Source organism: Luteimonas salinisoli, from assembly GCF_013425525.1.
Lineage (GTDB): Bacteria > Pseudomonadota > Gammaproteobacteria > Xanthomonadales > Xanthomonadaceae > Luteimonas > Luteimonas salinisoli.
Genome location: NZ_JACCKA010000092.1, coordinates 24,203 through 46,814, shown reverse-complemented (window position 1 = coordinate 46,814; position 22,612 = coordinate 24,203). Strand labels below are relative to the sequence as shown.

21 protein-coding genes are annotated in these 22,612 nt (G+C 67.5%); 14 read left to right on the top strand and 7 right to left on the bottom strand.

The annotated features are described in order from the left end of the window. The first annotated feature begins 135 nt into the window (after positions 1 to 135). The 4 genes from H0E84_RS18505 (at position 136) to lpxC (ending at position 5,044) form a co-directional block, all read left to right on the top strand. Positions 136 to 1,098: a cell division protein FtsQ/DivIB gene (locus H0E84_RS18505; protein ID WP_180680135.1), complete on the top strand. Its 963-nt coding sequence runs from the start codon at positions 136 to 138 to the stop codon at positions 1,096 to 1,098. Beyond that, positions 1,095 to 2,330, top strand: a complete 1,236-nt coding sequence (ftsA, locus tag H0E84_RS18500; RefSeq protein ID WP_180680134.1) for a cell division protein FtsA — start codon at positions 1,095 to 1,097, stop codon at positions 2,328 to 2,330. Before H0E84_RS18505 ends, ftsA begins: the two co-directional genes overlap by 4 nt. Positions 2,331 to 2,553: 223 nt before the next feature. Further along, positions 2,554 to 3,792 carry a cell division protein FtsZ gene (gene ftsZ, locus H0E84_RS18495; protein WP_180680133.1) on the top strand — a complete coding sequence of 413 codons (1,239 nt, stop codon included), beginning with the start codon at positions 2,554 to 2,556 and terminating at the stop codon, positions 3,790 to 3,792. Positions 3,793 to 4,135: 343 nt separating this feature from the next. Continuing rightward, positions 4,136 to 5,044, top strand: coding sequence for a UDP-3-O-acyl-N-acetylglucosamine deacetylase (gene lpxC, locus H0E84_RS18490; RefSeq protein ID WP_180680132.1), 909 nt, complete (start codon positions 4,136 to 4,138; stop codon positions 5,042 to 5,044). A 402-nt stretch (positions 5,045 to 5,446) separates the two neighbouring features. Here lpxC and H0E84_RS18485 read toward each other — a convergent pair whose 3' ends face one another. Then, positions 5,447 to 5,893 (bottom strand): DciA family protein, encoded by a 447-nt coding sequence (locus H0E84_RS18485; protein WP_180680181.1) that lies wholly within the window; start codon positions 5,891 to 5,893, stop codon positions 5,447 to 5,449. 7 nt (positions 5,894 to 5,900) lie between these two features. Between H0E84_RS18485 and H0E84_RS18480 the strand changes: the two genes are divergently transcribed. The 6 genes from H0E84_RS18480 (at position 5,901) to H0E84_RS18455 (ending at position 12,994) form a co-directional block, all read left to right on the top strand. Then, positions 5,901 to 6,812 carry a M23 family metallopeptidase gene (locus H0E84_RS18480; RefSeq protein WP_180680131.1) on the top strand — a complete coding sequence of 304 codons (912 nt, stop codon included), beginning with the start codon at positions 5,901 to 5,903 and terminating at the stop codon, positions 6,810 to 6,812. Positions 6,813 to 7,384: 572 nt separating this feature from the next. Continuing rightward, a complete protein-coding gene (gene secA / locus H0E84_RS18475) occupies positions 7,385 to 10,123 on the top strand; it encodes a preprotein translocase subunit SecA (RefSeq protein ID WP_180680130.1) in 2,739 nt (912 codons plus the stop codon). A 422-nt stretch (positions 10,124 to 10,545) separates the two neighbouring features. Continuing rightward, positions 10,546 to 11,508 (top strand): Nudix family hydrolase, encoded by a 963-nt coding sequence (locus H0E84_RS18470; RefSeq protein ID WP_180680129.1) that lies wholly within the window; start codon positions 10,546 to 10,548, stop codon positions 11,506 to 11,508. A gap of 245 nt (positions 11,509 to 11,753) precedes the next feature. Next, a complete protein-coding gene (locus tag H0E84_RS18465; protein ID WP_180680128.1) occupies positions 11,754 to 12,236 on the top strand; it encodes an REP-associated tyrosine transposase in 483 nt (160 codons plus the stop codon). Positions 12,237 to 12,402: 166 nt separating this feature from the next. Next, entirely contained in the window at positions 12,403 to 12,582 is a 180-nt protein-coding gene (locus H0E84_RS20580; protein WP_257644299.1) for a hypothetical protein, read from the top strand. A gap of 124 nt (positions 12,583 to 12,706) precedes the next feature. Continuing rightward, positions 12,707 to 12,994 (top strand): helix-turn-helix domain-containing protein, encoded by a 288-nt coding sequence (locus H0E84_RS18455; RefSeq protein ID WP_180680127.1) that lies wholly within the window; start codon positions 12,707 to 12,709, stop codon positions 12,992 to 12,994. Positions 12,995 to 13,176: 182 nt separating this feature from the next. Here the strand turns inward: H0E84_RS18455 and coaE are convergent, their stop codons facing one another. The 6 genes from coaE to pilB form a co-directional block, all read right to left on the bottom strand. After that, positions 13,177 to 13,809 carry a dephospho-CoA kinase gene (gene coaE / locus H0E84_RS18450; RefSeq protein WP_180680126.1) on the bottom strand — a complete coding sequence of 211 codons (633 nt, stop codon included), beginning with the start codon at positions 13,807 to 13,809 and terminating at the stop codon, positions 13,177 to 13,179. Then, positions 13,806 to 14,180 (bottom strand): HepT-like ribonuclease domain-containing protein, encoded by a 375-nt coding sequence (locus tag H0E84_RS18445; protein ID WP_180680125.1) that lies wholly within the window; start codon positions 14,178 to 14,180, stop codon positions 13,806 to 13,808. The genes coaE and H0E84_RS18445 overlap by 4 nt, the downstream gene beginning before the upstream one ends. Further along, complete coding sequence (locus tag H0E84_RS18440) at positions 14,170 to 14,478, bottom strand: nucleotidyltransferase family protein (protein ID WP_180680124.1); 309 nt, start codon at positions 14,476 to 14,478, stop codon at positions 14,170 to 14,172. The genes H0E84_RS18445 and H0E84_RS18440 overlap by 11 nt, the downstream gene beginning before the upstream one ends. A 182-nt stretch (positions 14,479 to 14,660) precedes the next feature. Then, positions 14,661 to 15,527: a prepilin peptidase gene (locus H0E84_RS18435; RefSeq protein WP_180680123.1), complete on the bottom strand. Its 867-nt coding sequence runs from the start codon at positions 15,525 to 15,527 to the stop codon at positions 14,661 to 14,663. A gap of 17 nt (positions 15,528 to 15,544) precedes the next feature. Next, the gene (locus tag H0E84_RS18430; RefSeq protein WP_180680122.1) at positions 15,545 to 16,825 is read right to left on the bottom strand and encodes a type II secretion system F family protein; all 1,281 of its coding nucleotides are present in this window, start codon (positions 16,823 to 16,825) and stop codon (positions 15,545 to 15,547) included. 318 nt (positions 16,826 to 17,143) lie between these two features. Continuing rightward, a complete protein-coding gene (gene pilB, locus H0E84_RS18425; RefSeq protein WP_180680121.1) occupies positions 17,144 to 18,865 on the bottom strand; it encodes a type IV-A pilus assembly ATPase PilB in 1,722 nt (573 codons plus the stop codon). Between the two features lie 264 nt (positions 18,866 to 19,129). Between pilB and H0E84_RS18420 the strand changes: the two genes are divergently transcribed. The 4 genes from H0E84_RS18420 to H0E84_RS18405 are packed head-to-tail and all read left to right on the top strand — an operon-like array spanning position 19,130 to position 22,596. Further along, positions 19,130 to 19,981 carry a glycosyltransferase family 2 protein gene (locus tag H0E84_RS18420; RefSeq protein WP_180680180.1) on the top strand — a complete coding sequence of 284 codons (852 nt, stop codon included), beginning with the start codon at positions 19,130 to 19,132 and terminating at the stop codon, positions 19,979 to 19,981. Positions 19,982 to 20,010: 29 nt separating this feature from the next. Next, positions 20,011 to 20,706: a class I SAM-dependent methyltransferase gene (locus H0E84_RS18415; protein WP_219339831.1), complete on the top strand. Its 696-nt coding sequence runs from the start codon at positions 20,011 to 20,013 to the stop codon at positions 20,704 to 20,706. Next, positions 20,658 to 21,836, top strand: a complete 1,179-nt coding sequence (locus tag H0E84_RS20775; RefSeq protein ID WP_345776347.1) for a glycosyltransferase — start codon at positions 20,658 to 20,660, stop codon at positions 21,834 to 21,836. Before H0E84_RS18415 ends, H0E84_RS20775 begins: the two co-directional genes overlap by 49 nt. Positions 21,837 to 21,849: 13 nt before the next feature. Then, positions 21,850 to 22,596 (top strand): class I SAM-dependent methyltransferase, encoded by a 747-nt coding sequence (locus H0E84_RS18405; RefSeq protein ID WP_180680118.1) that lies wholly within the window; start codon positions 21,850 to 21,852, stop codon positions 22,594 to 22,596. Positions 22,597 to 22,612: the final 16 nt, after the last annotated feature.

Below are 22,612 nucleotides of genomic sequence, written 5' to 3'. Positions count from 1 at the left end.
GAGGCCGCGCCGACGTGTGGCCCTCGCTCGCCTGTCGAAATGCCGTGCTGGCATTTGCGGACGGCCCGGCAGTTCCCCGGCTTTTCCGATTCCCGATTTCCGATTCCCGATTCCCGGCTCCGAAGGAGCCGCCTCATGACCGCCCTGCTCCGGATCATCGCCTGGACCCTGGCGCTGGCGCTGGTCGCGCTGCCGGTGGTGGCTGTGCTGCAGGGCTGGATCGGTTCCGAGCGCTGGCCGCTGCGCACGCTGCGCGTGGTCGGCGAGCTCGAGCGGGTCGAGGACCGGGCATTGCGCGAGGCGCTGCTTCCGTATGCGAGCCACGGCTTCTTCGCCATGCGCCTGGACGGGGCCCAGGCCGCGGTGGCGCGGCTGCCCTGGGTGGAGCGCGCCGAGGTGCGCAAGCGCTGGCCCGACGTGATCGAGGTGCGCATCGTCGAGCACCGCCCGTTCGCGCGCTGGGGCGAGGACCGGTTGCTCTCCGAGCAGGGCCGGCTGTTCCCGGCGGCCGGCATCGGCCCGCTGCCGCGACTGCCGCTGCTCGACGGCCCGGAGGCGCGGGTGGCCGACGTGGTGGCGCTATACAACGAATCGCGGGTGCTGTTCACGCCGATCGGCTACGACGTCCGGCGGCTGACCCTGGACCCGCGCGGCAGCTGGGCGCTGACCCTGTCCAACGGCACCGAGGTCACCATCGGCAGCCAGCAGGCGCGCACCCGGCTCGAGCGCTTCGCCCGCCTGCTGCCGCGGCTGCTCCAGCAGAAGACCATCCCGCTGCGCCGCGCCGATCTCCGCTACACCAACGGCTTCGCGCTGGAGTGGACGGAAGAGCCGGGAATGGGGAATCGGGAATCGGGAATGGCGAAGGCCGGGAATCGGGAATCGGGAATCGGGAATGGCGAGAGCAAAGGCAACCCCCCGCGCTCGATGACCGAGGTGGCTGGGGCCACGGCTACGGCGAGCGCAGCGCGCGCTTCGACGCTTGCCTTCTTCACGATGCCTCCTCGCCCACCTTCTTCATTTCCGGCTTCCGGGCTCCGATTGCCGGCTTTTCCCATTCCCCATTCCCCATTCCCCATTCCCGGCCCTACAACATGAACCGAAAAGGCGACAAGGCCCTCATCGTCGGTCTCGACATCGGCACCTCCAAGGTGGTGGCGCTGGTCGGCGAGTATTCGCCCGGCAACCCGATCGAGGTGATCGGCATCGGCTCGCACGAGTCGCGCGGACTCAAGCGCGGCGTGGTGGTCGACATCGAGTCCACCGTGCAGTCGATCCAGCGCGCGATCGAGGAGGCGGAGCTGATGGCCGGCTGCGAGATCCGTTCGGTATACGCGTCGATCTCCGGCAACCACGTGCAGTGCAGGAACTCGCCCGGCATCGTGCCGATCCGCGACGGCGAGGTCACCTGGGCCGACCTGGACCGGGTGCTCGACGCCGCCAAGGCGGTGGCGATCCCCGCCGACCAGCGCATCCTGCACGCGATCCCGCGCGAGTACGTGCTCGACGACTCCCAGGAGGGCATCCGCAACCCGGTCGGCATGACCGGCGTGCGCCTGGAGGTGCACGCGCACCTGGTGGTCTGCGCCCAATCGGCGGCGGCCAACATCAGCAAGTGCGTGCAGCGCTGCGGCCTGCAGATCGACGACCTGGTGCTGTCGTCGCTGGCCTCGAGCACCGCGGTGCTGACCAGCGACGAGCGCGAGCTCGGCGTGGTGCTGGTCGACCTGGGCGCCGGAACCACCGACCTGGCGGTGTTCGTGCAGGGCGCGATCTGCCACACCTCCAGCCTGCCGATCGCCGGCGACAAGGTCACCGAGGACATCGCCCACATGCTGCGCACGCCGACGCCGGAGGCCGAGCAGATCAAGGTCCGCTACGCCTGCGCGCTGGCGCAGCTGGCGACCAGCGAGGAGTCGATCCAGGTGCCGAGCGTCGGCGACCGGCCGCCGCGGCGGCTGCCGCGGCAATCCCTGGCGCAGGCGGTGCAGGCGCGCTACGAGGAGATCTTCGAGATGGTGCAGGCGGAACTGCGTCGCTCGGGCTTCGAGCAGCACGTGCGCGCCGGCATGGTGCTCACCGGCGGCGCCGCGAAGATGGAGGGCGTGGTCGAGCTGGCCGAGGAAATGCTGCAGATGCCGGTGCGGGTGGGTATTCCCCAGCACGTCACCGGCCTGGGCGAGGTGGTCGGCAACCCGGTGCACGCCACCGGCGTCGGCCTGCTGCTGATGGGCAGCCAGATCGAGAACCCCCGCCGCCCGGTGATCCCGACCGGGCGGGCGGGAAGTTTCTTCAAGAAGTTGAAGGACTGGTACCGGGGCGAGTTCTGACGAACTCGCTCCGGAAACGGGGAATCGGGAATGGGGAATCGGAAGAGCAGGAGCAGGGCGGAGCGGACAGCGGGTGGCGGCGAAATGATTGCGGAATGACACGACAACCAAGCGGCACAAAACAATAACGCCGGTGCCGGGCGATGGGTCCAGACGGGTGGAACTGCTTTTCCGATTCCCGATTCCCCATTCCCGATTCCCGGCCCTTCAAGAGGACACGGACATGGCGCATTTCGAACTGGTAGAGAAGATGGCACCCAATGCCGTCATCAAGGTGATCGGCGTGGGCGGCGGCGGCGGCAACGCCGTCGGCCACATGGTCAACAGCAGCGTGGACGGGGTGGAGTTCATCACCGCCAACACCGACGCGCAGGCGATCAAGAACTGCGGCGCCAAGCTGCAGCTGCAGCTCGGCGGCAACGTCACCAAGGGGCTGGGCGCGGGCGCCAACCCCGAGGTCGGCCGGCAGGCGGCGCTCGAGGATCGCGAGATCATCATGGACGCGCTGCAGGGCGCGGACATGGTGTTCATCACCGCGGGCATGGGCGGCGGCACCGGCACCGGCGCGGCGCCGGTGGTGGCGCAGCTGGCCAAGGAGATGGGGATTCTGACCGTCGCCGTGGTCACCAAGCCGTTCCCGTTCGAGGGCCGCCGCCGCATGCAGGTGGCGCTCAAGGGCATCGAGGACCTGTCGCAGCACTGCGATTCGCTGATCACCATCCCCAACGAGAAGCTGATCTCGGTGCTCGGCCGCAACGCGACGATGATCCAGGCGTTCCGCGCCGCCAACGACGTGCTGCTCGGCGCGGTGCAGGGCATCGCCGACCTGATCGTGCGCCCCGGCCTGATCAACGTCGACTTCGCCGACGTGCGCACCGTCATGAGCGAGATGGGGCTGGCGATGATGGGCACCGGCACCGCCCGCGGCGACGACCGCGCCCAGGCCGCCGCCGAGTCGGCGATCCAGAACCCGCTGCTCGACGACGTCAACCTGGCCGGCGCCAACGGCATCCTGGTCAACATCACCGCGGGCCCCGACTTCACCATGTCGGAGTTCGACGAGGTCGGCCGCACGGTGGAGAACTTCGCCAGCGAAGACGCCACCATCGTCATCGGCACGGTGCTCGACCAGGACATGCAGGACGAGGTGCGCGTCACCGTGGTGGCCACCGGGCTCAATCGCGGCGCCGCCCGACAGGGTGTGCGTGGCGGCGACCGGGACTTCACCCAGGAGCCGGCGCGCCGGCCGCAGGTGCAACTGATTCACACCCAGGCCAAGCGCGACGGTACCACCGGCCTGCCGATCGACGACGCCGTCGGCGGCGGCTCGCAGGCGCCGAGCATCGCCTCGAGCCTGCGCGGGCGCAGCGAGGAGCCGGCCGCCAAGCCGGACGTGGCCGATTTCGGCAACGACAGCAGCTACCTGGACATTCCGGCGTTCCTGCGGCGCCAGGCGGACTGACCGCCCGGCTGCCGTCATCCCGCGCGGTCGTCCGCCGCGCCGGAGCGGCAGGCGCTCTTCCCGGCTCCGGTGCGCGGCACGCGCCGGGGGAGGGAGAGGCTGCCGCCTCCGTCATGTCCTTGCCACCGGGCCGAGATGGCCCGGTGGATTTTTCTTCGTCTCCCCGTCGCCGGACCGGCCCCCGGCCGAGGTCACTGCGCCCGGCTCTCGTCTTCGCGGCGGATCCGCACGGTAGCCGCCCCTTTCGTTCAGGTTCAGCGGGTCGCGTGCTAATCTTTCGGCCGTCAGGCCCTGGGCAGCCAGCCGCCGCGCGGCTTCCGGACCCCCACTGATGCCCCCGCCCATGCCCAAGCAACGCACCATCAAGAACGTCATCCGCGCTACCGGCGTGGGGCTGCACAGCGGCGAGAAGGTCTATCTCACCCTGCGTCCGGCTCCGGTGGACAGCGGCATCGTGTTCCGTCGCGTCGATCTCGACCCGGTGGTGGAGATTCCCGCACGTGCCGACCTGGTCACCGAGACCATGCTCTGCACCGGGCTGACCCGCGACGCGGGCAAGGTGATGACGGTCGAGCATCTGATGTCGGCGCTGGCGGGCCTGGGCATCGACAACCTCCACGTCGAGCTGTCCGCGGCCGAGGTGCCGATCATGGATGGCTCCTCGGGCCCGTTCGTGTTCCTGCTGCAGTCGGCGGGGATCGTGCTGCAGGAGGCGCCCAAGCGCTTCATCCGCATCAAGCGCACGATCGAGGTGCGCGACGGCGACAAGGTCGCCCGCTTCGAGCCCTACGACGGCTTCCGCCTCGGCTTCACCATCGAGTTCGATCATCCGGCGATCCCGACCGCGCAATCGCGCGCGGTGGTCGATTTCTCCACCGAGGCCTACATCCGCGAGGTCAGCCGCGCGCGCACCTTCGGTTTCATGCGCGACCTGGAGTTCATGCGCGACCGCAACCTCGGCCTCGGCGGCTCGATGGACAACGCCATCGTGCTCGACGAGTTCCGCGTGCTCAACGAGGACGGCCTGCGCTACGCCAACGAGTTCGTGCGCCACAAGATCCTCGACGCCATCGGCGACCTGTACCTCGCCGGCCACGCCATCCTCGGCGCATACGAGGGGCACAAATCCGGTCACGCGCTCAACAACAAGCTGGCCCGCGCCCTGATGGCCGAGCGCTCGGCCTGGGAAGAGGTGACCTTCGACGCGGACGCCCCCGCGCCACTGGCCTACGGCCCGCCCGTCGCCGCCTGAGCGGGCGCCCGGAGGGGCGGCCTTTCTTGTGTAGGAGCGCCCCATGGGCGCGAAAGCCGCGGGTGTCTCCAGTGGAGATGGGCGGCGATTCCGGGTTCCGCCGGCCCAGGCGGGCCTCGCGGGCATGGCCCGCTCCTACAGTCCGGAATGGGCGCCCTTGGTACGGGGTTTGCAGGAGAGCCGGGGGACCGTTTTCGCGTGCAGGGACAGGCCGCGATTGCGCATCTCCATGAAACGGACCCCGCTCACAAAAGTGAGCAATCCGTAAACGATTAACGAAAATTTACCGTTTATTTACTTGAATATTAGCGAGCTGTTAACCCCGCAGGCGCGAGCCCTCGTTAGGATGCCGCGTCGCCCACGCTTTCTTCACCCGGCTTGCCGGGCGGAAACGCGGGCGATTCAGGAGGCCCCCTTGCCGGTGTCGTCACCGGCCAGGGTCGCCACGGCGTCGCGCAACGCTTCATCCGCGCGCGCCGACATGGGGCGTGCGGCCGGTGCGGGCTGGGGAGGCTGCGGCATCGGCCGGGTGGTCTTGACGACGAACTCGGTGACATCCAGCCCGATGGAGCGGGCCCCGTCGAGCAGTTCCGGGCCGGCCAGCCTCATCCTGGCGTGCCAGACCGGGGCGTCGACGAGGTAGACGAGCCTGCGGCCGTCGACATTGCCCAGCCGCGCATGCGCGGCGAGCGGCGACGGCAGCAGGGAGCGCAATCGCTGATCCAGCGCGTCGAGCCACAGGGCACGGCGGATGGGGTCGCCGGCAGCACCCCCCAGCAGCGCATCGAGCGCCGGCTGGGCGGAGGCGGCGCGGGCGGTTCCCGCAGGCTTGGATCGTGAACCAGACATCGGAAGCATGACTCTACACAGCATCACCAATCAGGCGCGGATCCGCATCATGCACTGGCTCGGGCGGATCCGCACGGCGGCCCTGCGCAAGCCCTTCGCCGCCGCCGCCGTCGTTGCCGTCGCCGGCATGCTGTTCGGCGCCAGCATGGGGGCCAGCGAGATCTCGCGGCTGCATGCGAAGACCCTGCAGCAGCAGGCCAGTCTCGAGTCCACCCGCCGCGAGGCGCAGCGCGAGGTCAATGCCCTGGCCGCGCGCATGGGCGAGCTGCAGGCGCAGGCCAACCGCCTCAACGCGCTCGGCGAGCGTCTGACCCGCATCGGCAAGCTCGGCGACGGCGAGTTCGACTTCAACGCCCCGGTCGGCCTGGGCGGCGCCGGCCCGGTGCAGGACATGCCGGCGCGCGGACTGCGCGAGGGGATGGACGCGGTGGATGCCGAGCTGCACACATCGGGCAACCAGCTGTCGGTGCTCGAAGCGCTGCTGTTCGACCAGCAACTCGAGCGCGCCGCGCTGCCCTCGCGCTCGCCGGTGTCCAGCACCTACATCACCTCGGGCTATGGCCACCGCGCCGATCCGTTCGGCGGCGGTCGCGCGTTCCACAAGGGCATCGACTTCGACGCGCGCACCGGCGACCCGGTGATGGCGGTCGCCGACGGCGTGGTCAGCTACTCCGGCTATCGCACCGGTTACGGCAACGTGGTCGAGGTCGACCACGGCAACGGCTACGTGACCCGCTACGCGCACAATTCGCGCAACGTGGTGAAGGTCGGCGACCTGGTGCGCGCCGGGCAGCAGGTCGCGCGGGCCGGCTCCACCGGCCGCTCCACCGGTGCGCACGTGCATTTCGAGGTCTGGGAGAACGGCCGCGTCGCCAACCCGCGCAAGTTTCTCGGCGACATGGGCGTGACCCGCGGCTGATCCCGGCGTGTCGTGCCCGGCACGGACACGACCCGTGCCCGTAGGAGCGTGCCAAGCACGCGAAAGCCGGCGCGGCCGGCAAACACCGGGGATCACCGCCGACCCGGCCGTAGCCGTCCGCGGCCTTCGCGGCCATGGGCCGCTCCTACAGACGAGCGAGCCGGCAGCGCAGCCTGGTAGGAGCGTGCCATGCACGCGAAAGCCGGCGCGGTTGGCCGAAGCCCGGAGTCGCCGCCCATCTCGCCGCGGCCTCCCGGCCTTCGCAGTCTTCGCGGCCACAGGCCGCTCCTAACGACGGGACGTGCCCGGGGCGATCCGCCGGCTCCGCCCGCGGTGCGAAGCTCGGTCGGCTGGCCGGTCGGATTGCGGGCCCAACCGCGACCGCGATGGCGGGGCCGGCAATGGCGCCCCTGCGGCCCGGAGCGGCCGCGCCGTCGCTTGAAAGGCGCCGGGACCGGCCCCACGCTACAATGCGCGTTGCCAAAAAAGGGCGCCCGGCGCCCTTTTTCGTTGCCGGGATCCTGCGCCGTCGCGCGGATCCGGCGCTCCGATCCCCGACTTCCGGTAAACCCATGCTCAATCGCCTGCTCACCAGCGTCTTCGGCAGCCGCAACGAACGCCTCGTCAAACAGCTCGAAAAGATCGCCGGCAAGGTCAACGTCCTGGAAGAGCAGATGCAGGCGCTGACCGATGCCGAGCTGCAGGCCAAGACCCCGGAGTTCAGGCAGCGCGTCGCCGACGGCGAGTCGCTGGACAAGCTGCTCCCCGAAGCGTTCGCGGTCTGCCGCGAGGCCTCGCGGCGCGTGCTCGGCATGCGCCACTACGACGTGCAGCTGATCGGCGGCATGGTGCTGCACATGGGCAAGATCGCCGAGATGCGCACCGGCGAGGGCAAGACCCTGGTCGCCACCCTGCCGGTCTACCTCAACGCCCTGGAAGGCAAGGGCGTGCACGTGGTCACCGTCAACGACTACCTGGCGCGCCGCGACGCCGCCTGGATGGGCCGGCTGTACAACTGGCTGGGGCTGAGCGTGGGCGTGGTCTACCCGGGGATGCCGCATTCGGACAAGCACGCCGCCTACGGCGCCGACATCACCTACGGCACCAACAACGAGTTCGGCTTCGACTATCTGCGCGACAACATGGCGCTGTCCAAGGGCGACCGCTACCAGCGCGGGCTCAACTTCGCGATCGTCGACGAGGTCGACTCGATCCTGATCGACGAGGCGCGCACCCCGCTGATCATTTCCGGCCCCGCCGACGAGTCGCCGGAGCTGTACATCAAGGTCAACCGCATCGTGCCCTCGCTCAAGCGCCAGGAAATCGAGGACGGCGTGGGCGATTTCTGGGTCGACGAGAAGCAGAAGCAGGTGCACATGTCCGAGGCGGGGCAGGAGCACGCCGAGGAGCTGCTGCGCAAGGCCGGCATCCTGCAGGCCGAGGAAGGCCTGTACGACCCGCACAACATCCACGTGGTGCACCACCTCAACGCGGCGATGCGCGCGCATGCGATCTACCAGCGCGACGTGGACTACATCGTCCGCGACGGCGAGGTCATCATCGTCGACGAGTTCACCGGTCGCACCTTGACCGGGCGGCGCTGGTCGGACGGCCTGCACCAGGCGGTCGAGGCCAAGGAAGGCGTGCCGGTGCAGCGCGAGAACCAGACGCTGGCCAGCATCACCTTCCAGAACCTGTTCCGCATGTACGGCAAGCTGGCCGGCATGACCGGCACCGCCGACACCGAGGCCTTCGAGTTCCAGAGCATCTACGCCCTCGAGGTGGTGGTGGTGCCCACCCACCGGCCGATGGTGCGCAAGGATCACCCGGACGCGGTGTTCCTCAACCGCGCCGGCAAGTATCGCGCGGTGGCGCGCGAGATCCGCGAATGCCACGAGAAGGGCCAGCCGGTGCTGGTCGGCACCACCTCGATCGAGGTGTCCGAGCTGCTCTCCGCGCAGCTGAAGGAAGCCGGCATCCCGCACGAGGTCCTCAACGCCAAGCAGCACGAGCGCGAGGCCCAGATCGTCGCCAACGCCGGCCGCCCCGGCGCGGTCACCATCGCCACCAACATGGCCGGCCGCGGCACCGACATCGTGCTCGGCGGCGCCATCGAGACCGAACTGGCCGAGCTGGGCGAGGACGCCACCGACGAGCTCAAGGCGAAGGTGCGCGGCGACTGGCAGCAGCGCCACGACCAGGTCAAGGCCGCCGGCGGCCTGCACATCATCGGCACCGAGCGCCACGAGTCGCGGCGCATCGACAACCAGCTGCGCGGCCGCTCCGGCCGCCAGGGCGACCCGGGTTCCTCGCGCTTCTACCTGTCGCTCGAGGACAACCTGATGCGGATCTTCGCCGCCGACTGGGTGCAGCGGGTGATGGCGCGGATGGGCCTGCAGGAGGACGACATCATCGAGAGCCCGCTGGTGACCAAGCAGATCGCCAACGCGCAGCGCAAGGTGGAGGCGCACAACTTCGACATCCGCAAGAACCTGCTCGACTTCGACGACGTCAACAACGACCAGCGCAAGGTCATCTACGGCCAGCGCGACGAGTTGCTCGACGCCGACAGCGTGCAGGCGAACATCGACGGCATCCGCGACGACGTGGTGGCCGACATCGTCGCGCGGCACGTGCCGCCGGAGTCGATCGACGAGCAGTGGGACCTGCCGGGGCTGGAGGCCACGCTGGAGCAGGAGTTCGGCCTGCGCCTGGACCTGCAGGGCATGGTGCGCGCGCAGAAGGAGCTGGACGCCGAGGGCATCGCCGCCCACGTCGCCGAGGCCGCCGACCGCGTGTTCGCGGACAAGGAGACGCAGGTCGGCCCCGAGACCATGCGCATGCTGGAAAAGCACATCATGCTCAACGTGCTCGACCAGAACTGGAAGGAGCACCTGGGACGCATGGACTACCTGCGCCAGGGCATCCACCTGCGTGGCTACGCGCAGAAGCAGCCCAAGCAGGAATACAAGCGCGAGGCTTTCTCGCTGTTCTCCGACATGCTCGACAAGGTCAAGCGCGAGGTGATCACCCTGCTGGCGCGGGTGCGCGTGCGCAGCGAGGAGGAGATCGCGGCGATGGAGGCCGAGGAGCGCCGCCAGATCGAGGCCAGGCTCAAGCAGGCGCAGTTCCAGCACGCCGAATCGGGCGGCTACGGTGCGGACGAGGAAGCCGCAGAACCCGACTACCAGCGCGACGGGCCGCGCCCGCAGACCCCGATCGTCCGCGACGGCGCGAAGGTCGGCCGCAACGACCCGTGTCCCTGCGGCAGCGGCAAGAAGTACAAGCACTGCCACGGCCAGCTGTCCTGACCCAGGCCCGCCGCCATGTCGCACGGCGTGCACCGCACGGCGGGATGCTCGACCCACCCCGTAGGAGCGGCCCATGGCCGCGAAGGCCGCGCGCGGCTCCGGCCGGATGGGCGGTGAACACCGGCATTGCCAACCGCGCCGGCCTTCGCGCGCATGGCGCGCTCCTAGAGGACGGCGCTCCCATGCTGCCCAATCCTGTAGGAGCGGCCCATGGCCGCGAAGGCCGCGGACGGCTCCGGCCGGATGGGCGGTGAACACCGGCATTGCCAACCGCGCCGGCCTTCGCGCGCATGGCGCGCTCCTACAGGACGGCGCGCTCCTGCTGCCCAATCCTGCAGGAGCGGCCGTTCGCCGCGCAGCCCGCGCGCCATGCCCGCCACCGTGCCCCGCATCACGATGCGACCCCACGGCAACCCGGTCCAATGCCTGACGCCCGCCCGGTCGAGGTCGTCGCCGCTGCGATCACCGATCCCGGCGGCCGCATCCTGCTCACCCGTCGCACCGAGGGCCGCGACCTGGCCGGCCTCTGGGAATTCCCCGGCGGCAAGCGCGAACCCGGCGAACCCCCCGAGCAGGCCCTGGCCCGCGAACTGCGCGAGGAGCTCGGCATCGAGGCCGACATCGGCGCGGAACTGATCGTCGTGCCGCACGCCTACCCGCACAAGCGCCTGCGCCTGGACGTGCGCCACGTGACCGCCTGGCGCGGCACTCCGCAGGGCCACGAGGGGCAGGCGCTGGCCTGGGTGCCCCGCCATCGGCTCCCCAGCTACGCCATGCCCGCCGCCGACCGACCGGTGGTGGCCGCGCTGCTGCGCCCCGACCGCTACCTCGTCACCCCGGAGCCCGCGGAGGGCGGGGACGACGCCTGGCTCGAACGCCTGCGGCAGGCGCTGGCCAACGGCGTCCGCCAGCTACACCTGCGCCTGCACGGACTGGAGCAGGGCAGGCGCGAGCGCCTGGTCGCCGCGGCCCTGGACCTTTGCCGGCCGGCCGGCGCCCAGGCCCTGGTCGGCGCCGACCTCGCCCTGGCGCGCGCCACCGGGGCGGGGTTGCACCTGCGTGCGGCGCAGCTAGCCGAACTCCCCGGGCGCCCGCTGCCCGCGGCCCAGCCCGTGGCGGCCTCATGCCACGGCGCCGAGGAATTGCGCCACGCCGAGCGCCTGGGCTGCGACTTCGCCGTCCTCGGCAGCGTCGCCGCGACCCCGAGCCACCCGGACGGTCCCACGCTGGGCTGGGAGGGCTTCGCCGCCCTGCGTGAGGCGGTGTCCCTGCCGCTGTACGCCATCGGCGGCCTGGCCCCTGACGACCTTCCCGAAGCCCGCCGCCACGGCGCTCAGGGCATCGCCGCCATCCGCAGCCTCTGGCCGCCTGCCCCGACCCGCTGACCGCCTTCCGTAGGAGCGGGCCATGCCCGCGAAGGCCCGCAACACCGGCCGGCCCACGAACGCCGCGACGCCCGCAACCCAATCCCCGGTCGCAGCCGTCCTGCAATCCCGACGCCACTCCAACCCCAAGCCGCGCCGGCTTTGGCGACCATGGGTCGCTCCTACGGGAGATTCGGGGAATTCCGACCCGTGCATGAGGGACTCCCGGATTCCCGCGGGTGGGACACCCCGTGGACGATGGCGCCATGTCCACGACCACCACATCCCCGCCTCCCGCTCGAGGCCATGCCGCATTGCGCACCGGGCGCGTTTCGATGCCCGGTCACGCCTACCACGTGACCTTCACCACCCATGGCCGCGACCCGCTGTTCCAGTCGTTCCCGGCCGCCTGCGCCGCCGCGGCCGCCTTGCACGACCCGGCGTTGACGCCGGGCGCCTCCGTCCTCGCATGGGTGGTCATGCCGGACCACGTCCATTGCCTGCTCCGGCTGGACGACGAGACCCCTCTCGCAGACATGCTGCGAACCCTGAAATCGGGCAGCGCACGCCGGATCAACCGTGCCACGGGACGCAGCGGCCGCGTATGGAGCAGGGCCTACCACGACCACCTGCTGCGCAGCGACGAGGACCTGCGCAGCCTGGCGCGCTACATCGTCGGCAACCCGATCCGCGCCGGCCTCGCCCGCCGCCCCGCCGACTACCCCTTCTGGAACGCCGTCTGGCTGTAGGAGCCCCCAATGGCTGCGAAGGTAGGCTGCGATGGGGGTCGGCAATGATGCCTGGCGACGGCCGGTGCCGATTCCCGCAAGCGTGGTGCGCTCCTACACAAGCGCCGCCGGCAGCCTGTCTGTACGCCATTGACGCACATACGTCAATGGCGTACATTTGCCCGCCATGATCTTCATCGAGACTTCCGTGTTCACGCGGCAAGTCGAGGCGTTGCTCAGCGAGGACGAATACACCCGGTTCCAGCACGAACTCGCCGACAACCCGATCGCGGGCGAAGTCATCCAGGGCACTGGAGGCCTCCGCAAGATCCGTGTCGCGGCCAGGGGCGTGGCGGCGCGCGGGTGATTTACTTTCATCTCGCGGCAGCGCACCAGATCCGCCTACTGCTGATCTATCCGAAGAACGTCAAGGATGACCTCAGCGAAGACGAGAAGCGGGTTCTCCGCGCCCTGAACGAAAGGTGGTGACGATGGACAGGAAACTGTTTGCCGAACTGGTAGAGAGCATGACCGAAATGGGCGAGATCGCCCGGGGCGAGCGCGCTCCCACCCGGGAATTCCACGTCGACCCCACCGACGTGAAGCGCATTCGCGCCATGACCCGTCTTTCGCAAGCCAAATTCGCGCGCCTGATCGCGGTCGAGGTGGGCACCTTGCGCAACTGGGAACAAGGCAGGCGCGAGCCGACAGGACCGGCCAAGGCGCTGCTCCGCGTCATCGAGCGGGAGCCCGAGGCGGCAATCCGCGCTCTCCGCTGAAGATTCTCGCGTCGCCCCCAACGCCCCTGTAGGAGCGGCCCATGGCCGCGAAGGCCGCGGGAGCCTCCGGCGGACTGTCGTTGATTTCAGGAGGGCGTCTCCGGCTAATTTGGCGGCCCATCCCGGGTGCGTCCACCGGCGCCGGCTTTCGCGTGCATGGCACGCTCCTACGAGGGGGCGTTCTACAGCGGGGCCTGCTCCGCGGCTGCTGCCGCCAGCGCGCGATAGCGTCGGTCCAGCGCCGCCACATGGGCGTCCAGCGCCTCCAGCGGGCCGTCGTTGAAGATGACGTCGTCGGCCAGCGTCAGGCGCTCCTGGCGCGTGGCCTGCACGTCGATCATCCGGTTCGCCAACAGCTCGTCGATCCCGTCCCGCAACAGCAATCGCGCCAACTGTGCCGCGCGCGGCACGTCCACCACCAGGATCCGCTGCAGCCACGGGTAGGTCGCCCGTCCGCCGCCCTCGGCGAGCAGGGGGATGGCGGCGATGGCATACGGACCCGGGGCGGCCTCGCAGGCGTCGCGTAGCGCGGCGCGCACGCGCGGGTGCACGATGGCCTCCAGCCGGCGCCGCTGGGCGTCGTCCATGAACACCCGGCGCCGCATTGCCGCGCGGTCCAGCGCGCCGTTCGCGTCCAGGACCTCGACGCCGAACGCCTCCACCACCTCCGCCAGCCCGGCGCTGCCCGTCGCCACCGCCTCGCGCGCGGCGATGTCGGCATCGGCCACGGCGATCCCCAGCACCTCGAACCGTCGCGCAACCTCGCTCTTGCCGGACGCCACGCCGCCGGTCAGGCCGATGATGTAATCGCTCATGGATCCGTGTCGCCGGACGGAGCAGCTTCATCCAGTGCGGCCAACAACTTTCGGGCGTCTTCCAGCAGAGTCGGCAGCTTTTCCGTTGCGGTGCTCCATACGACGGCATCATCCACGATGGCGTAGCCATGGATCAGCACATTGCGAAACCCCACGATCTTTTGGTGTTCGCGGATGCTTGGGGTCAGGTCAGGATGGTGGCGGTCGAGCCGGTTGAGTGCCTCCCCGATGATCTCGAACTGGCGTTCCGTTCCCGCGCGCAACAGTTCGTCGGCCTGGTAGTCGGCATAGGTCCGCTTGCTGACGAAGCGCTGCACCCGTTCGCCGGCCTGTATGACGTCGAATAGCCAGGCGCGTGGATCACGCTGCATAGAGATTCAGGTGTTGGCGCTCGGCCGAGTCGAGGAAGTAGGGGTTGTGGATGGCGCGTCGGACGACCAGGTCCACTGGGCGGCCCATCAGCCCCTGGAGGGACTCCTGGAGGCCGAAATACCTGTCTGCTGCGCCCTCCGGCCCGGTGTCCACGAAGTCGACCAGAAAATCCAGGTCGCTGCGACGGAGATCGAAATCGTCTCCCACGGAAGAACCGAACAGGTCCAGCCTGCTGACGCGGTACTTCCGGCAAAGCTCGGCGATACCGGGGCGGAAACGTTCGATCTGCAGTGCCATGGCCGGATTGTATCTCCGGAACGGGCGTCTAGCGGCGGGCATGGCCCGCTCCTGCGCGGCTGCGGCGAGCCCATTCCCGTAGGAGCGGCCCATGGCCGCGAAGGCCGCGGGAGGCTCCGGTCGGATTGGCGGCGATTCCCGGTATTGCCCACCGCGCCGGCTTTCGCGGCCGTGGGCCGCTCCTACAGGGACAGGCCGGTGTAGCGGGCGTACAGGGCCATCAGGTCGGCGCCCCACATGAAGACCACCCAGCCGGCGATCGCCAGGAACGGGCCGAACGGGATCGGTGTGGCGCGGTCGCGCCCCTTCATCGCCAGCCAGGCCGAGCCGATCACCGCGCCGGCCACCGCCGACAGCAGGATGATCGGCAGGATCCCGACCAGCCCGCACCAGGCCCCCAGCGCCGCCAGCAGCTTGAAGTCGCCGTGGCCCATGCCCTCCTTGCCGGTGAGCTGCTTGAACAGCCACCACACCGTCCACAGGCTGGCATACCCCACCATCGCCCCCAGCAGCGCCGGTTTGGCGGGCATGAACAGGTTGTCGGAGGCCGCGATCAATCCCAGCCACATCAGCGGCAGGGTCAGCTGGTCCGGCAGCAGTTGGGTGCGCAGGTCGATGCCCGACAGCGCGATCAGGAAACAGGTGAACACGATCGCCCCGAATCCCTGCCAGCCGAACCCGAAGCGCCACACGCAGGCCACCACCAGCAGCATGGTCAGCAGTTCCACCAGCGGGTACTGGATCGAGATCGGCGCGCTGCAGCTGCGGCACCGGCCGCGCAGCGCCAGCCAGCTGAACACCGGGATGTTCTCGTACCAGGCCAGCTGGTGCCCGCAATGCGGGCAGTGCGAACGCTCCACCACGATCCCCGGCGGCGGCGGATCGTACAGCTCCGGCTCCTCCAGGATCTCGCGCGAATCGCGTTTCCACTGCCATTCCAGGCGCCGCGGCAGGCGCAGGATGACCACGTTGAGGAAGCTGCCCACCAGCAGCCCGAATCCGGCCGCGGCCGGGAAACCGAGGCCGGGGTGCTGGTCGAGGAACGCCATCTAGCGGTGCGGCACCGTCAGACCACCGCGGCCAGCTTGAAGATCGGCAGGTACATGCCGATCACCATGCCGCCCACCACGATGCCGATGAAGATCATGATCAGCGGCTCGATCAGGCTGGACAGCGCATCGACCGCGTTGTTCACCTCTTCCTCGTAGAACTCCGCCACCTTGAACAGCATCGTGTCGAGCGCGCCGGCCTCCTCGCCGATCGCGGTCATCTGCACCACCATGTGTGGGAACAAGTTCACCTGCTTCATCGCCATGTTCATCTGGTAACCCACCGCCACGTCCTCGCGGATGCGGTGGGTGGCCTTCTCGTACACGGTGTTGCCGGTGGCGCCGGCCACCGACTCCAGCGCCTCGACCAACGGCACGCCGGCCTTGAAAGTGGTGGCCAGGGTGCGCGAGAAGCGCGCGATTGCCGCGTTGTGCATGATCTGGCCAAGCACCGGGATCTTGAGGATGAGGCGATCCATGAAATGTTGCATCGAAGGTGAGCGTTTGTAGGCGAAGATAAAGCCAGTGATGGTTGCGATCGATATGAGGAGCATGGCCCACCAGTAACTGACCATGAAGTCGCTTGCGGCGACGATCATCTGGGTGAACGCAGGCAATTCCGCGCCAAAGTTAGAGAACACCGCTTCGAACTGGGGGATCACGAAAATCAGCAGGATCGCGCTGACCAGGATCGCGACCACGATCACCATGGCCGGGTAGAACAGCGCCTTCTTGATCTTGCCTTTCAGGGTCTCCAGGTTCTCCTTGTAGGTGGCGATGCTGTCGAGCACCGTCTCCAACACGCCGGCCGCTTCGCCCACCGCGACCAGGTTGCGGGTCAGCTCGTCGAACTGCACCGGGAACTTGGCCAACGCCTCGGAGAACGAGGTGCCGTTCTCGATCTCCAGGCGGATGTCGTTGACCATCTGCGCCATCTTGGGGTTCTTGTGGCCGCCGCCGATGATCTCCAGCGCCTGCACGATCGGCACGCCGGACTTGATCATGGTGGCGATTTGGCGGCTGAAGACCGCAATTTCCTTCGGAGTGATGCTCCGGCCAGTGCTGCCGAACAACGGCTTGGGCTTGGTCTTGACCACCGTCGGGTTGATGCCCTGCTTGCGCAGCTCGGCGCGCAGCATGTTGGCGTTCTTCGCCTGCTGCTCCCCCTTCATCTTGGTGCCGCGTTTGTCGGTGCCCTCCCAGACGAACGTGTCGAGGGTCACGCCCTTGCGGGCGTTGGCGGGCTGGCCGGCCTTCCTGCGGGCGGCGGTCTTGGCGGCGGTACGGGTGACGGCCATCGTTCAACTCCCCTGGACCGGCCTCCCCGGGCCGGGTGATGCCCGCATGGTAGCCGGTTGCGGGCCGTTGTGAAATTTGCGTTTGTGACGCCCCGCAGGGTTTGAGCCCCCGGCTGGCAACCCGCCCCCCGTAGGAGCGGCCCATGGCCGCGAAAGCCCGCACTCCTTGGATCCCCGCATCGCCCGGACCCTGGCGAGCCAAACCATTTGCCCCGGTGGGCCGATCCCGGGTCCCTGTCGCCCAGCAGCCTGGATTCGTCGGCTTTCGCGGCCATGGGCCGCTCCTACAGGGCGGGTCGCTCCGGCCTGCCCGGCGATTCAGTCCTTGGTGACGCGATTGATCTCGGCCAGGCTGGTCACCCCCTGCCGGGCCTTCTGCAGCGCCGACTTGCGCAGGTCGTTGATCCCCGCCTTTTCCGCCACCTCGGCGATCTGCATGGCGTTGCCGCCCCGCAGCACGATCTCCTGGATCTCCTCGCTCATCGGCATCACCTGGTAGATGCCGGAGCGGCCCTTGTAGCCGTTGGTGCACTCGTCGCAGCCCACCGCCTCGTACAGCTTGATGCCGGCATGCACCTCGTCGGCGGTGAACCCTTCCGCCAGCAGCGCCGCGTCCGGCAGCTCCACCACCTTCTTGCAGCGGTCGCACAGCCGCCGCGCCAGGCGCTGCGCGATCACCAGGGTCACCGAACTGGTGATGTTGTACGGCGCGATGCCCATGTTCATCAGGCGGGCGATGGTCTGCGGGGCGTCGTTGGTGTGCAGGGTCGAGAGCACCATGTGGCCGGTCTGCGCCGCCTTGATGGCAATCTCGGCAGTCTCCAGGTCGCGGATCTCGCCGACCATGATCACGTCGGGATCCTGGCGCAGGAAGCTGCGCAGCGCGGCGGCGAAGGTCATGCCGCGCTTCACGTTCATCTGCACCTGGTTGATGCCCGGCACGCGGATTTCCACCGGGTCCTCGACCGTAGAGATGTTGCGCTGGTCGTCGTTGAGGATGTTGAGCGCGGTGTACAGCGACACCGTCTTGCCCGAGCCGGTGGGGCCGGTGACCAGCACCATGCCGTAGGGCTTCTGGATCGCTTCGACGAACAGGGCCTTCTGGTGCTCCTCGTAGCCGAGCTTGTCGATGCCCAGCTTGGCGGCGCTGGCGTCCAGGATACGCAGTACCACCTTCTCGCCGAACAGGGTGGGCAGGGTGCTGACGCGGAAGTCGATCTGCTTGGTCTTGGACAGGTTGAGCTTGATGCGGCCGTCCTGCGGCACCCGCTTCTCTGCGATGTCCAGCTGCGCCATCACCTTCAGGCGCGCGGTGATGCGCTGGTTGAGCTTGACCGGCATCTTGGCCGACTGCTTCAGGATGCCGTCGATGCGCAGCCGCACCCGGTAGTCGGTTTCGTAGGGCTCGAAGTGGATGTCCGAGGCGCCCTTCTTGATGGCCTCGATCAGCACCTTGTTGACGAACTTCACCACCGGGGTGTCGTCGCCCTTGACGTCGGAAGCGCTCTCGGCGGCGATCTCGTCGCTGCCGACGTCCAGCCCCTCCAGCCCGTCGGCGTCCTCCAGGGCATCGCCGAAGCTGTCGCTGACCTCCAGCCAGATCTCCAGGGTGCGCTTGAGCGCGTCCTCGTCCACCAGGATCGGTTCCACCACCAGGTTGGTGTGGAACTTCACCTCGTCGAGGGCGTGGGTGTTGGTGGGGTCGGCGGTGCCCACGAACAGCTTGCCGCCGCGCCTGAACAGCGGCAGCACGCAGTGTTTGCGCAGCAGCTCCTCCTTGACCAGCTTCACCGCCGCCAGGCTGGCGTCCATGGTGGCCGGGTCGAACACCGGCATGCCGAACTCGATGGAGTTGGCCGCGGCCAGCTGGGCGCCGGTGACCAGCTTGTGCTCGCGCAGCCAGCCGGCGATCGGCTTGCGCTGGGCGGTGGCCTTGTCCAGGGCCTCGCGGGCGGCGGTGTCGTCCAGGGCGCCGTCCAGCACCAGGCGCCGGGCGATGCCGGTGATGCCGATCAGGTTGGCGGTCGGTACTGCGCTCATTGGAAGCCATCTCCCCCTAGCATTTCGGGACTTTACCGTAACAACGTGCGGTCGACCTTGAACAGGCCAGTGCCTGGTCCCCCGGCCCCCGTCCAACCGGGCTGCGTAGGCAGGGGCGCCGATGTGGTGGACGAGGCAGCCTGCAGCGTGTCCGATTCTTGCATGGTCAAGGCCATGCAGGAACCGTGCCTGACGTCGCATCTGGACAGCCCGGCTTCCACGGCGCGGGGGCTTCCGGCTACCCTGTCGCGAAGGGGAGCCCATATGCAGATATCCGTGATCCTGCCTGCCAAGAACGAGGCCGAAGGGCTGCGCCGCACCCTCCCGGGGCTGCGGGCGCTGCTGCCGGACGCCGAGATCATTGTGGTCGACGACGGTTCGACCGACGCGACCGCCCGGATCGCCGTGGAACTCGGCGCCAAGGTGCTGTCTTCCCCTTATTCCATGGGCAATGGCGCGGCCATCAAGCGTGGCGCCAGGGTGGCCGGGGGCGACGTGCTGGTGTTCATGGACGCCGACGGCCAGCACGACGCGGCCAGCATCCCGCGCCTGCTGACGCGGCTGGAGGAGGGCTACGACATGGTGGTCGGCGCCCGGGACTGGTCGGGGCAGGCGGGATTAAGCCGGGGGGTCGCGAACGCCTTCTACAATTGGCTGGCGAGCCGCATGACGGGATTCAACGTAAAGGATCTGACCTCAGGCTTGCGCGTGGCAAAGGCGCAGAAGTTCCGCGAGTTCCTGCACCTTCTACCCAATGGCTTCAGCTATCCGACCACCAGCACTATGGCATTTTTTCGTAGTGCCTATTCCGTGGCTTACGAGCCCGTGCCGGTCGCGAAACGCCTGGGAAAGAGCCACATCAAGCCAATTCGTGATGGCATCCGTTTCCTGCTAATAATCTTCAAAATCGCAACGCTGTACTCACCCCTCAAGCTGTTTGCTCCGACGGCAGTACTGTTCTTCCTTGTTGGGCTTGGATATTACGTCTATACGTTTGCGACCCAAGGTCGATTTACGAACATGAGCACCTTGCTGTTCAGTGCAGCCGTCATCATTTTCTTGATCGGTTTAGTTTCCGAGCAGATCACGGCACTGACGTATCGGCGTGACGTATGAGTGTGACTGCCTCACGTATACGGAGCTGTATGGAGCGACTCAGAAGAACGCCGTTTCACCCGCAATGGCTGCTCGGTGATTTCAAGAAAACGGCGAACTGGGTGCAGCGAGATGCGCGCGGTCTCGTCCTGGATATCGGTTGCGCAGACCGCTGGATGGAACGACACTTGTCAAGAGAGTGCGAATACGTAGGTGTCGACTATCCTGCGACGGGCGGCCGACTGTACGGCGCTCGTCCAGATGTGTTTGCGGACGCTGCCAGCCTGCCATTTCCCGATGCCAGCTTCGACACGGTGCTGCTGCTGGAGGTGCTCGAGCACCTTCGTGACCCTTCTGGAGCGTTGGCGGAGATCGCGCGCGTGCTGAAGCCAAGGGGGCAGTTGTTCCTCACTCTGCCTTTCTTGTATCCGGTCCACGACGCGCCGCACGACTACCAGCGCTATACCTGTCATGGCCTGCTGCGCGAGATGGCGGAGGCTGGGTTCTTGGTAGATGATCTTGTAGAGAACTTGGGTAGTGCCGAATCTGCCGGTTTACTCTTCAATCTCGCGCTTGCCGGGATGATGAGCAAGGCAATTGAGGACAAACGACCGTCATTAGTGCTGTTCCCATTCGTGGCTGCACTAGTTCCGCTAGTGAACGCAGCGAGTTGGCTCCTGGGTCGCGCACTACCCGCATGGACAGCGTTGACAGCAGGGTACCGCCTGAAGGCAATTCGTCCGTGAATACTGAGCCAGCGCTGGTTGCCATCACGTCCTCGTTTCCAATCAAGGCAGACGGTAGCGAGGCCGCTGGGTCATTCGCGGCGGACCTCGTAGAGGAGCTTAGCAAGGAGCTCCCCGTTCGTGTCGTCGCCCCTGGTGGTGCGTCAGGCCATGAAGCCTGGTGTCCAGGTGTTGAGGTGTTTCGCTACGCGTGCCCAGACCAACCGCTATCGACACTAAGACCGTGGAATCCCATGGATGCATGGAGGATTCTGCAGGTCATGCTGGCTGGTCGTGCAGCGACTGAGGCGGCAATCGCGCATGGCCCCGTTCGGCATATCCTTGCATTGTGGGCGTTGCCCTGTGGCGACTGGGCGCGATATGCCGCTGATAAGTGTGGCGCAAGCTATTCCGTATGGACATTGGGCAGCGATATCTGGACATTAGGCCGAATTCCGCTTGTCAGGGCGCGTCTGGCGCGAGTATTGCGAGATGCAGAGCGTTGCTGGTCAGATGGATTGAAGCTCGCTGAGGACACCCGTGCAATTTCTGGACGACCAGTCGAGTTCCTGCCCAGCACACGCCGTATTAGCAGCAAGCGATCCGTGCCCCTGAAGTCCGCACCGCCGTACCGGCTGCTGTTCCTGGGTCGTTGGCACAAGAACAAGGGCGTTGACCTGCTTCTAGATGCGCTGAAAATGCTGGATGAAAGCGACTGGAAACGCATCGAGGCCGTGGAAATCTGTGGTGGTGGGCCACTTGAGTCGATAGTGCGATCAGGCGTTGAAGAACTGCGTGCAGCTGGGAAGCCGGTCGTGTTGCGGGGCTTTCTGGATCGGGTGGCAGCGGAAGAGGCGTTCTTGAGGGCGGACTGGCTATTGATTCCATCCCGCGTGGAGAGTATTCCAGTGGTTTTCTCTGATGCAGTTAAGCTGGGCTGCCCCGTGATAGCTATGCCCGTAGGCGATTTGCCGAGGCTGCTCGACGATCCGCCTTGTGGCGTCCTTTCCGCGTCGGCGTCGGCAGAGGGATTCGCCGATGCTATCTCGCAAGCGGTCGCAGGGTCAGCGCAAGAGTTTGCTCCGGGAATGGCGGCGCACTTGAAGACGTTCGATCTTCAGGTCGTCGCCCGCCGACTTGCCTGCATGTGAGGAGCGGTCGCAGATGCATGATCTCGATATCGCTCGTACACCTCGCTGGAGCAACGTCGGTCGAGATAGGAAGGCGTTGGCGATCTGGCGCACGATGGAGCGGAACTTCGGTCCCGGCGTCTCCAAAGGCGCGTGGTTGGACGTTGGCTGCGGAAGTGGCGCTATCGCAACCACACTTGCTGGCATCGCGCGACATGTTACCGGGATAGATCCAGAGCCCTGGGATGCTTGGCGCGGGGCAATGGCCGAACACTCCAATCTGAGGCTTATGGTGGGCGAGTTCGATGGTCCGGAGCCTCCGTTGCCGGGTGCGTCAATCGACGTGGTCGTCTGCAATCAAGTCTACGAACACGTGCGCGATCCATTCGCGCTGATCAGAAATATCAATCGTGTTCTGGTGCCGGGTGGGGTGTGCTATTTCGCCGGCCCCAACCTGCTGTGGCCGATCGAACCCCACGTGTTCTGGCCGTTCGTACATTGGCTGCCGCGAAGCACTGCACATAGAACCATGACAGTGCTGGGCTCGAGATGCGCATCTGAGTTGGATGCCTATTCGACCACCTCTTGGCGGCTCGTATCATGGTTCAGACAAAGTGGATTTAGCGTGCGCAACGCAATCCCACAAAGAGCTCTATCCATTGAAGGCAAAGGATTGCAACCACGGGTCATGAGGACCTTTGGCCGGCTGCCGGGCGTCGTGCACGATCTACTTCTCCCATTGATGCCCTCCTTCGTATTCCTGCTGAAGAAGCAATCGTGACGATCTCGCGCACTCT

Excerpts from the sequence above, each read along its gene's own strand:
- ftsA (WP_180680134.1), top strand. The coding sequence starts at position 1,095 with ATGAACCGAAAAGGCGACAAGGCCCTCATCGTCGGTCTCGACATCGGC.
- H0E84_RS18445 (WP_180680125.1), bottom strand. The coding sequence starts at position 14,180 with ATGCAGCGTGATCCACGCGCCTGGCTATTCGACGTCATACAGGCCGGC.
- coaE (WP_180680126.1), bottom strand. The coding sequence starts at position 13,809 with ATGAGCGATTACATCATCGGCCTGACCGGCGGCGTGGCGTCCGGCAAG.
- H0E84_RS18420 (WP_180680180.1), top strand. The coding sequence starts at position 19,130 with ATGCAGATATCCGTGATCCTGCCTGCCAAGAACGAGGCCGAAGGGCTG.
- H0E84_RS18435 (WP_180680123.1), bottom strand. The coding sequence starts at position 15,527 with ATGGCGTTCCTCGACCAGCACCCCGGCCTCGGTTTCCCGGCCGCGGCC.
- H0E84_RS18430 (WP_180680122.1), bottom strand. The coding sequence starts at position 16,825 with ATGGCCGTCACCCGTACCGCCGCCAAGACCGCCGCCCGCAGGAAGGCC.
- H0E84_RS20580 (WP_257644299.1), top strand. The coding sequence starts at position 12,403 with ATGATCTTCATCGAGACTTCCGTGTTCACGCGGCAAGTCGAGGCGTTG.
- H0E84_RS18470 (WP_180680129.1), top strand. The coding sequence starts at position 10,546 with ATGCCTGACGCCCGCCCGGTCGAGGTCGTCGCCGCTGCGATCACCGAT.
- pilB (WP_180680121.1), bottom strand. The coding sequence starts at position 18,865 with ATGAGCGCAGTACCGACCGCCAACCTGATCGGCATCACCGGCATCGCC.
- H0E84_RS18405 (WP_180680118.1), top strand. The coding sequence starts at position 21,850 with ATGCATGATCTCGATATCGCTCGTACACCTCGCTGGAGCAACGTCGGT.
- H0E84_RS18485 (WP_180680181.1), bottom strand. The coding sequence starts at position 5,893 with ATGTCTGGTTCACGATCCAAGCCTGCGGGAACCGCCCGCGCCGCCTCC.
- lpxC (WP_180680132.1), top strand. The coding sequence starts at position 4,136 with ATGCCCAAGCAACGCACCATCAAGAACGTCATCCGCGCTACCGGCGTG.
- secA (WP_180680130.1), top strand. The coding sequence starts at position 7,385 with ATGCTCAATCGCCTGCTCACCAGCGTCTTCGGCAGCCGCAACGAACGC.
- H0E84_RS18415 (WP_219339831.1), top strand. The coding sequence starts at position 20,011 with ATGGAGCGACTCAGAAGAACGCCGTTTCACCCGCAATGGCTGCTCGGT.
- H0E84_RS18465 (WP_180680128.1), top strand. The coding sequence starts at position 11,754 with ATGTCCACGACCACCACATCCCCGCCTCCCGCTCGAGGCCATGCCGCA.
- H0E84_RS18505 (WP_180680135.1), top strand. The coding sequence starts at position 136 with ATGACCGCCCTGCTCCGGATCATCGCCTGGACCCTGGCGCTGGCGCTG.
- H0E84_RS18440 (WP_180680124.1), bottom strand. The coding sequence starts at position 14,478 with ATGGCACTGCAGATCGAACGTTTCCGCCCCGGTATCGCCGAGCTTTGC.
- ftsZ (WP_180680133.1), top strand. The coding sequence starts at position 2,554 with ATGGCGCATTTCGAACTGGTAGAGAAGATGGCACCCAATGCCGTCATC.
- H0E84_RS18455 (WP_180680127.1), top strand. The coding sequence starts at position 12,707 with ATGGACAGGAAACTGTTTGCCGAACTGGTAGAGAGCATGACCGAAATG.
- H0E84_RS20775 (WP_345776347.1), top strand. The coding sequence starts at position 20,658 with ATGGACAGCGTTGACAGCAGGGTACCGCCTGAAGGCAATTCGTCCGTG.
- H0E84_RS18480 (WP_180680131.1), top strand. The coding sequence starts at position 5,901 with ATGACTCTACACAGCATCACCAATCAGGCGCGGATCCGCATCATGCAC.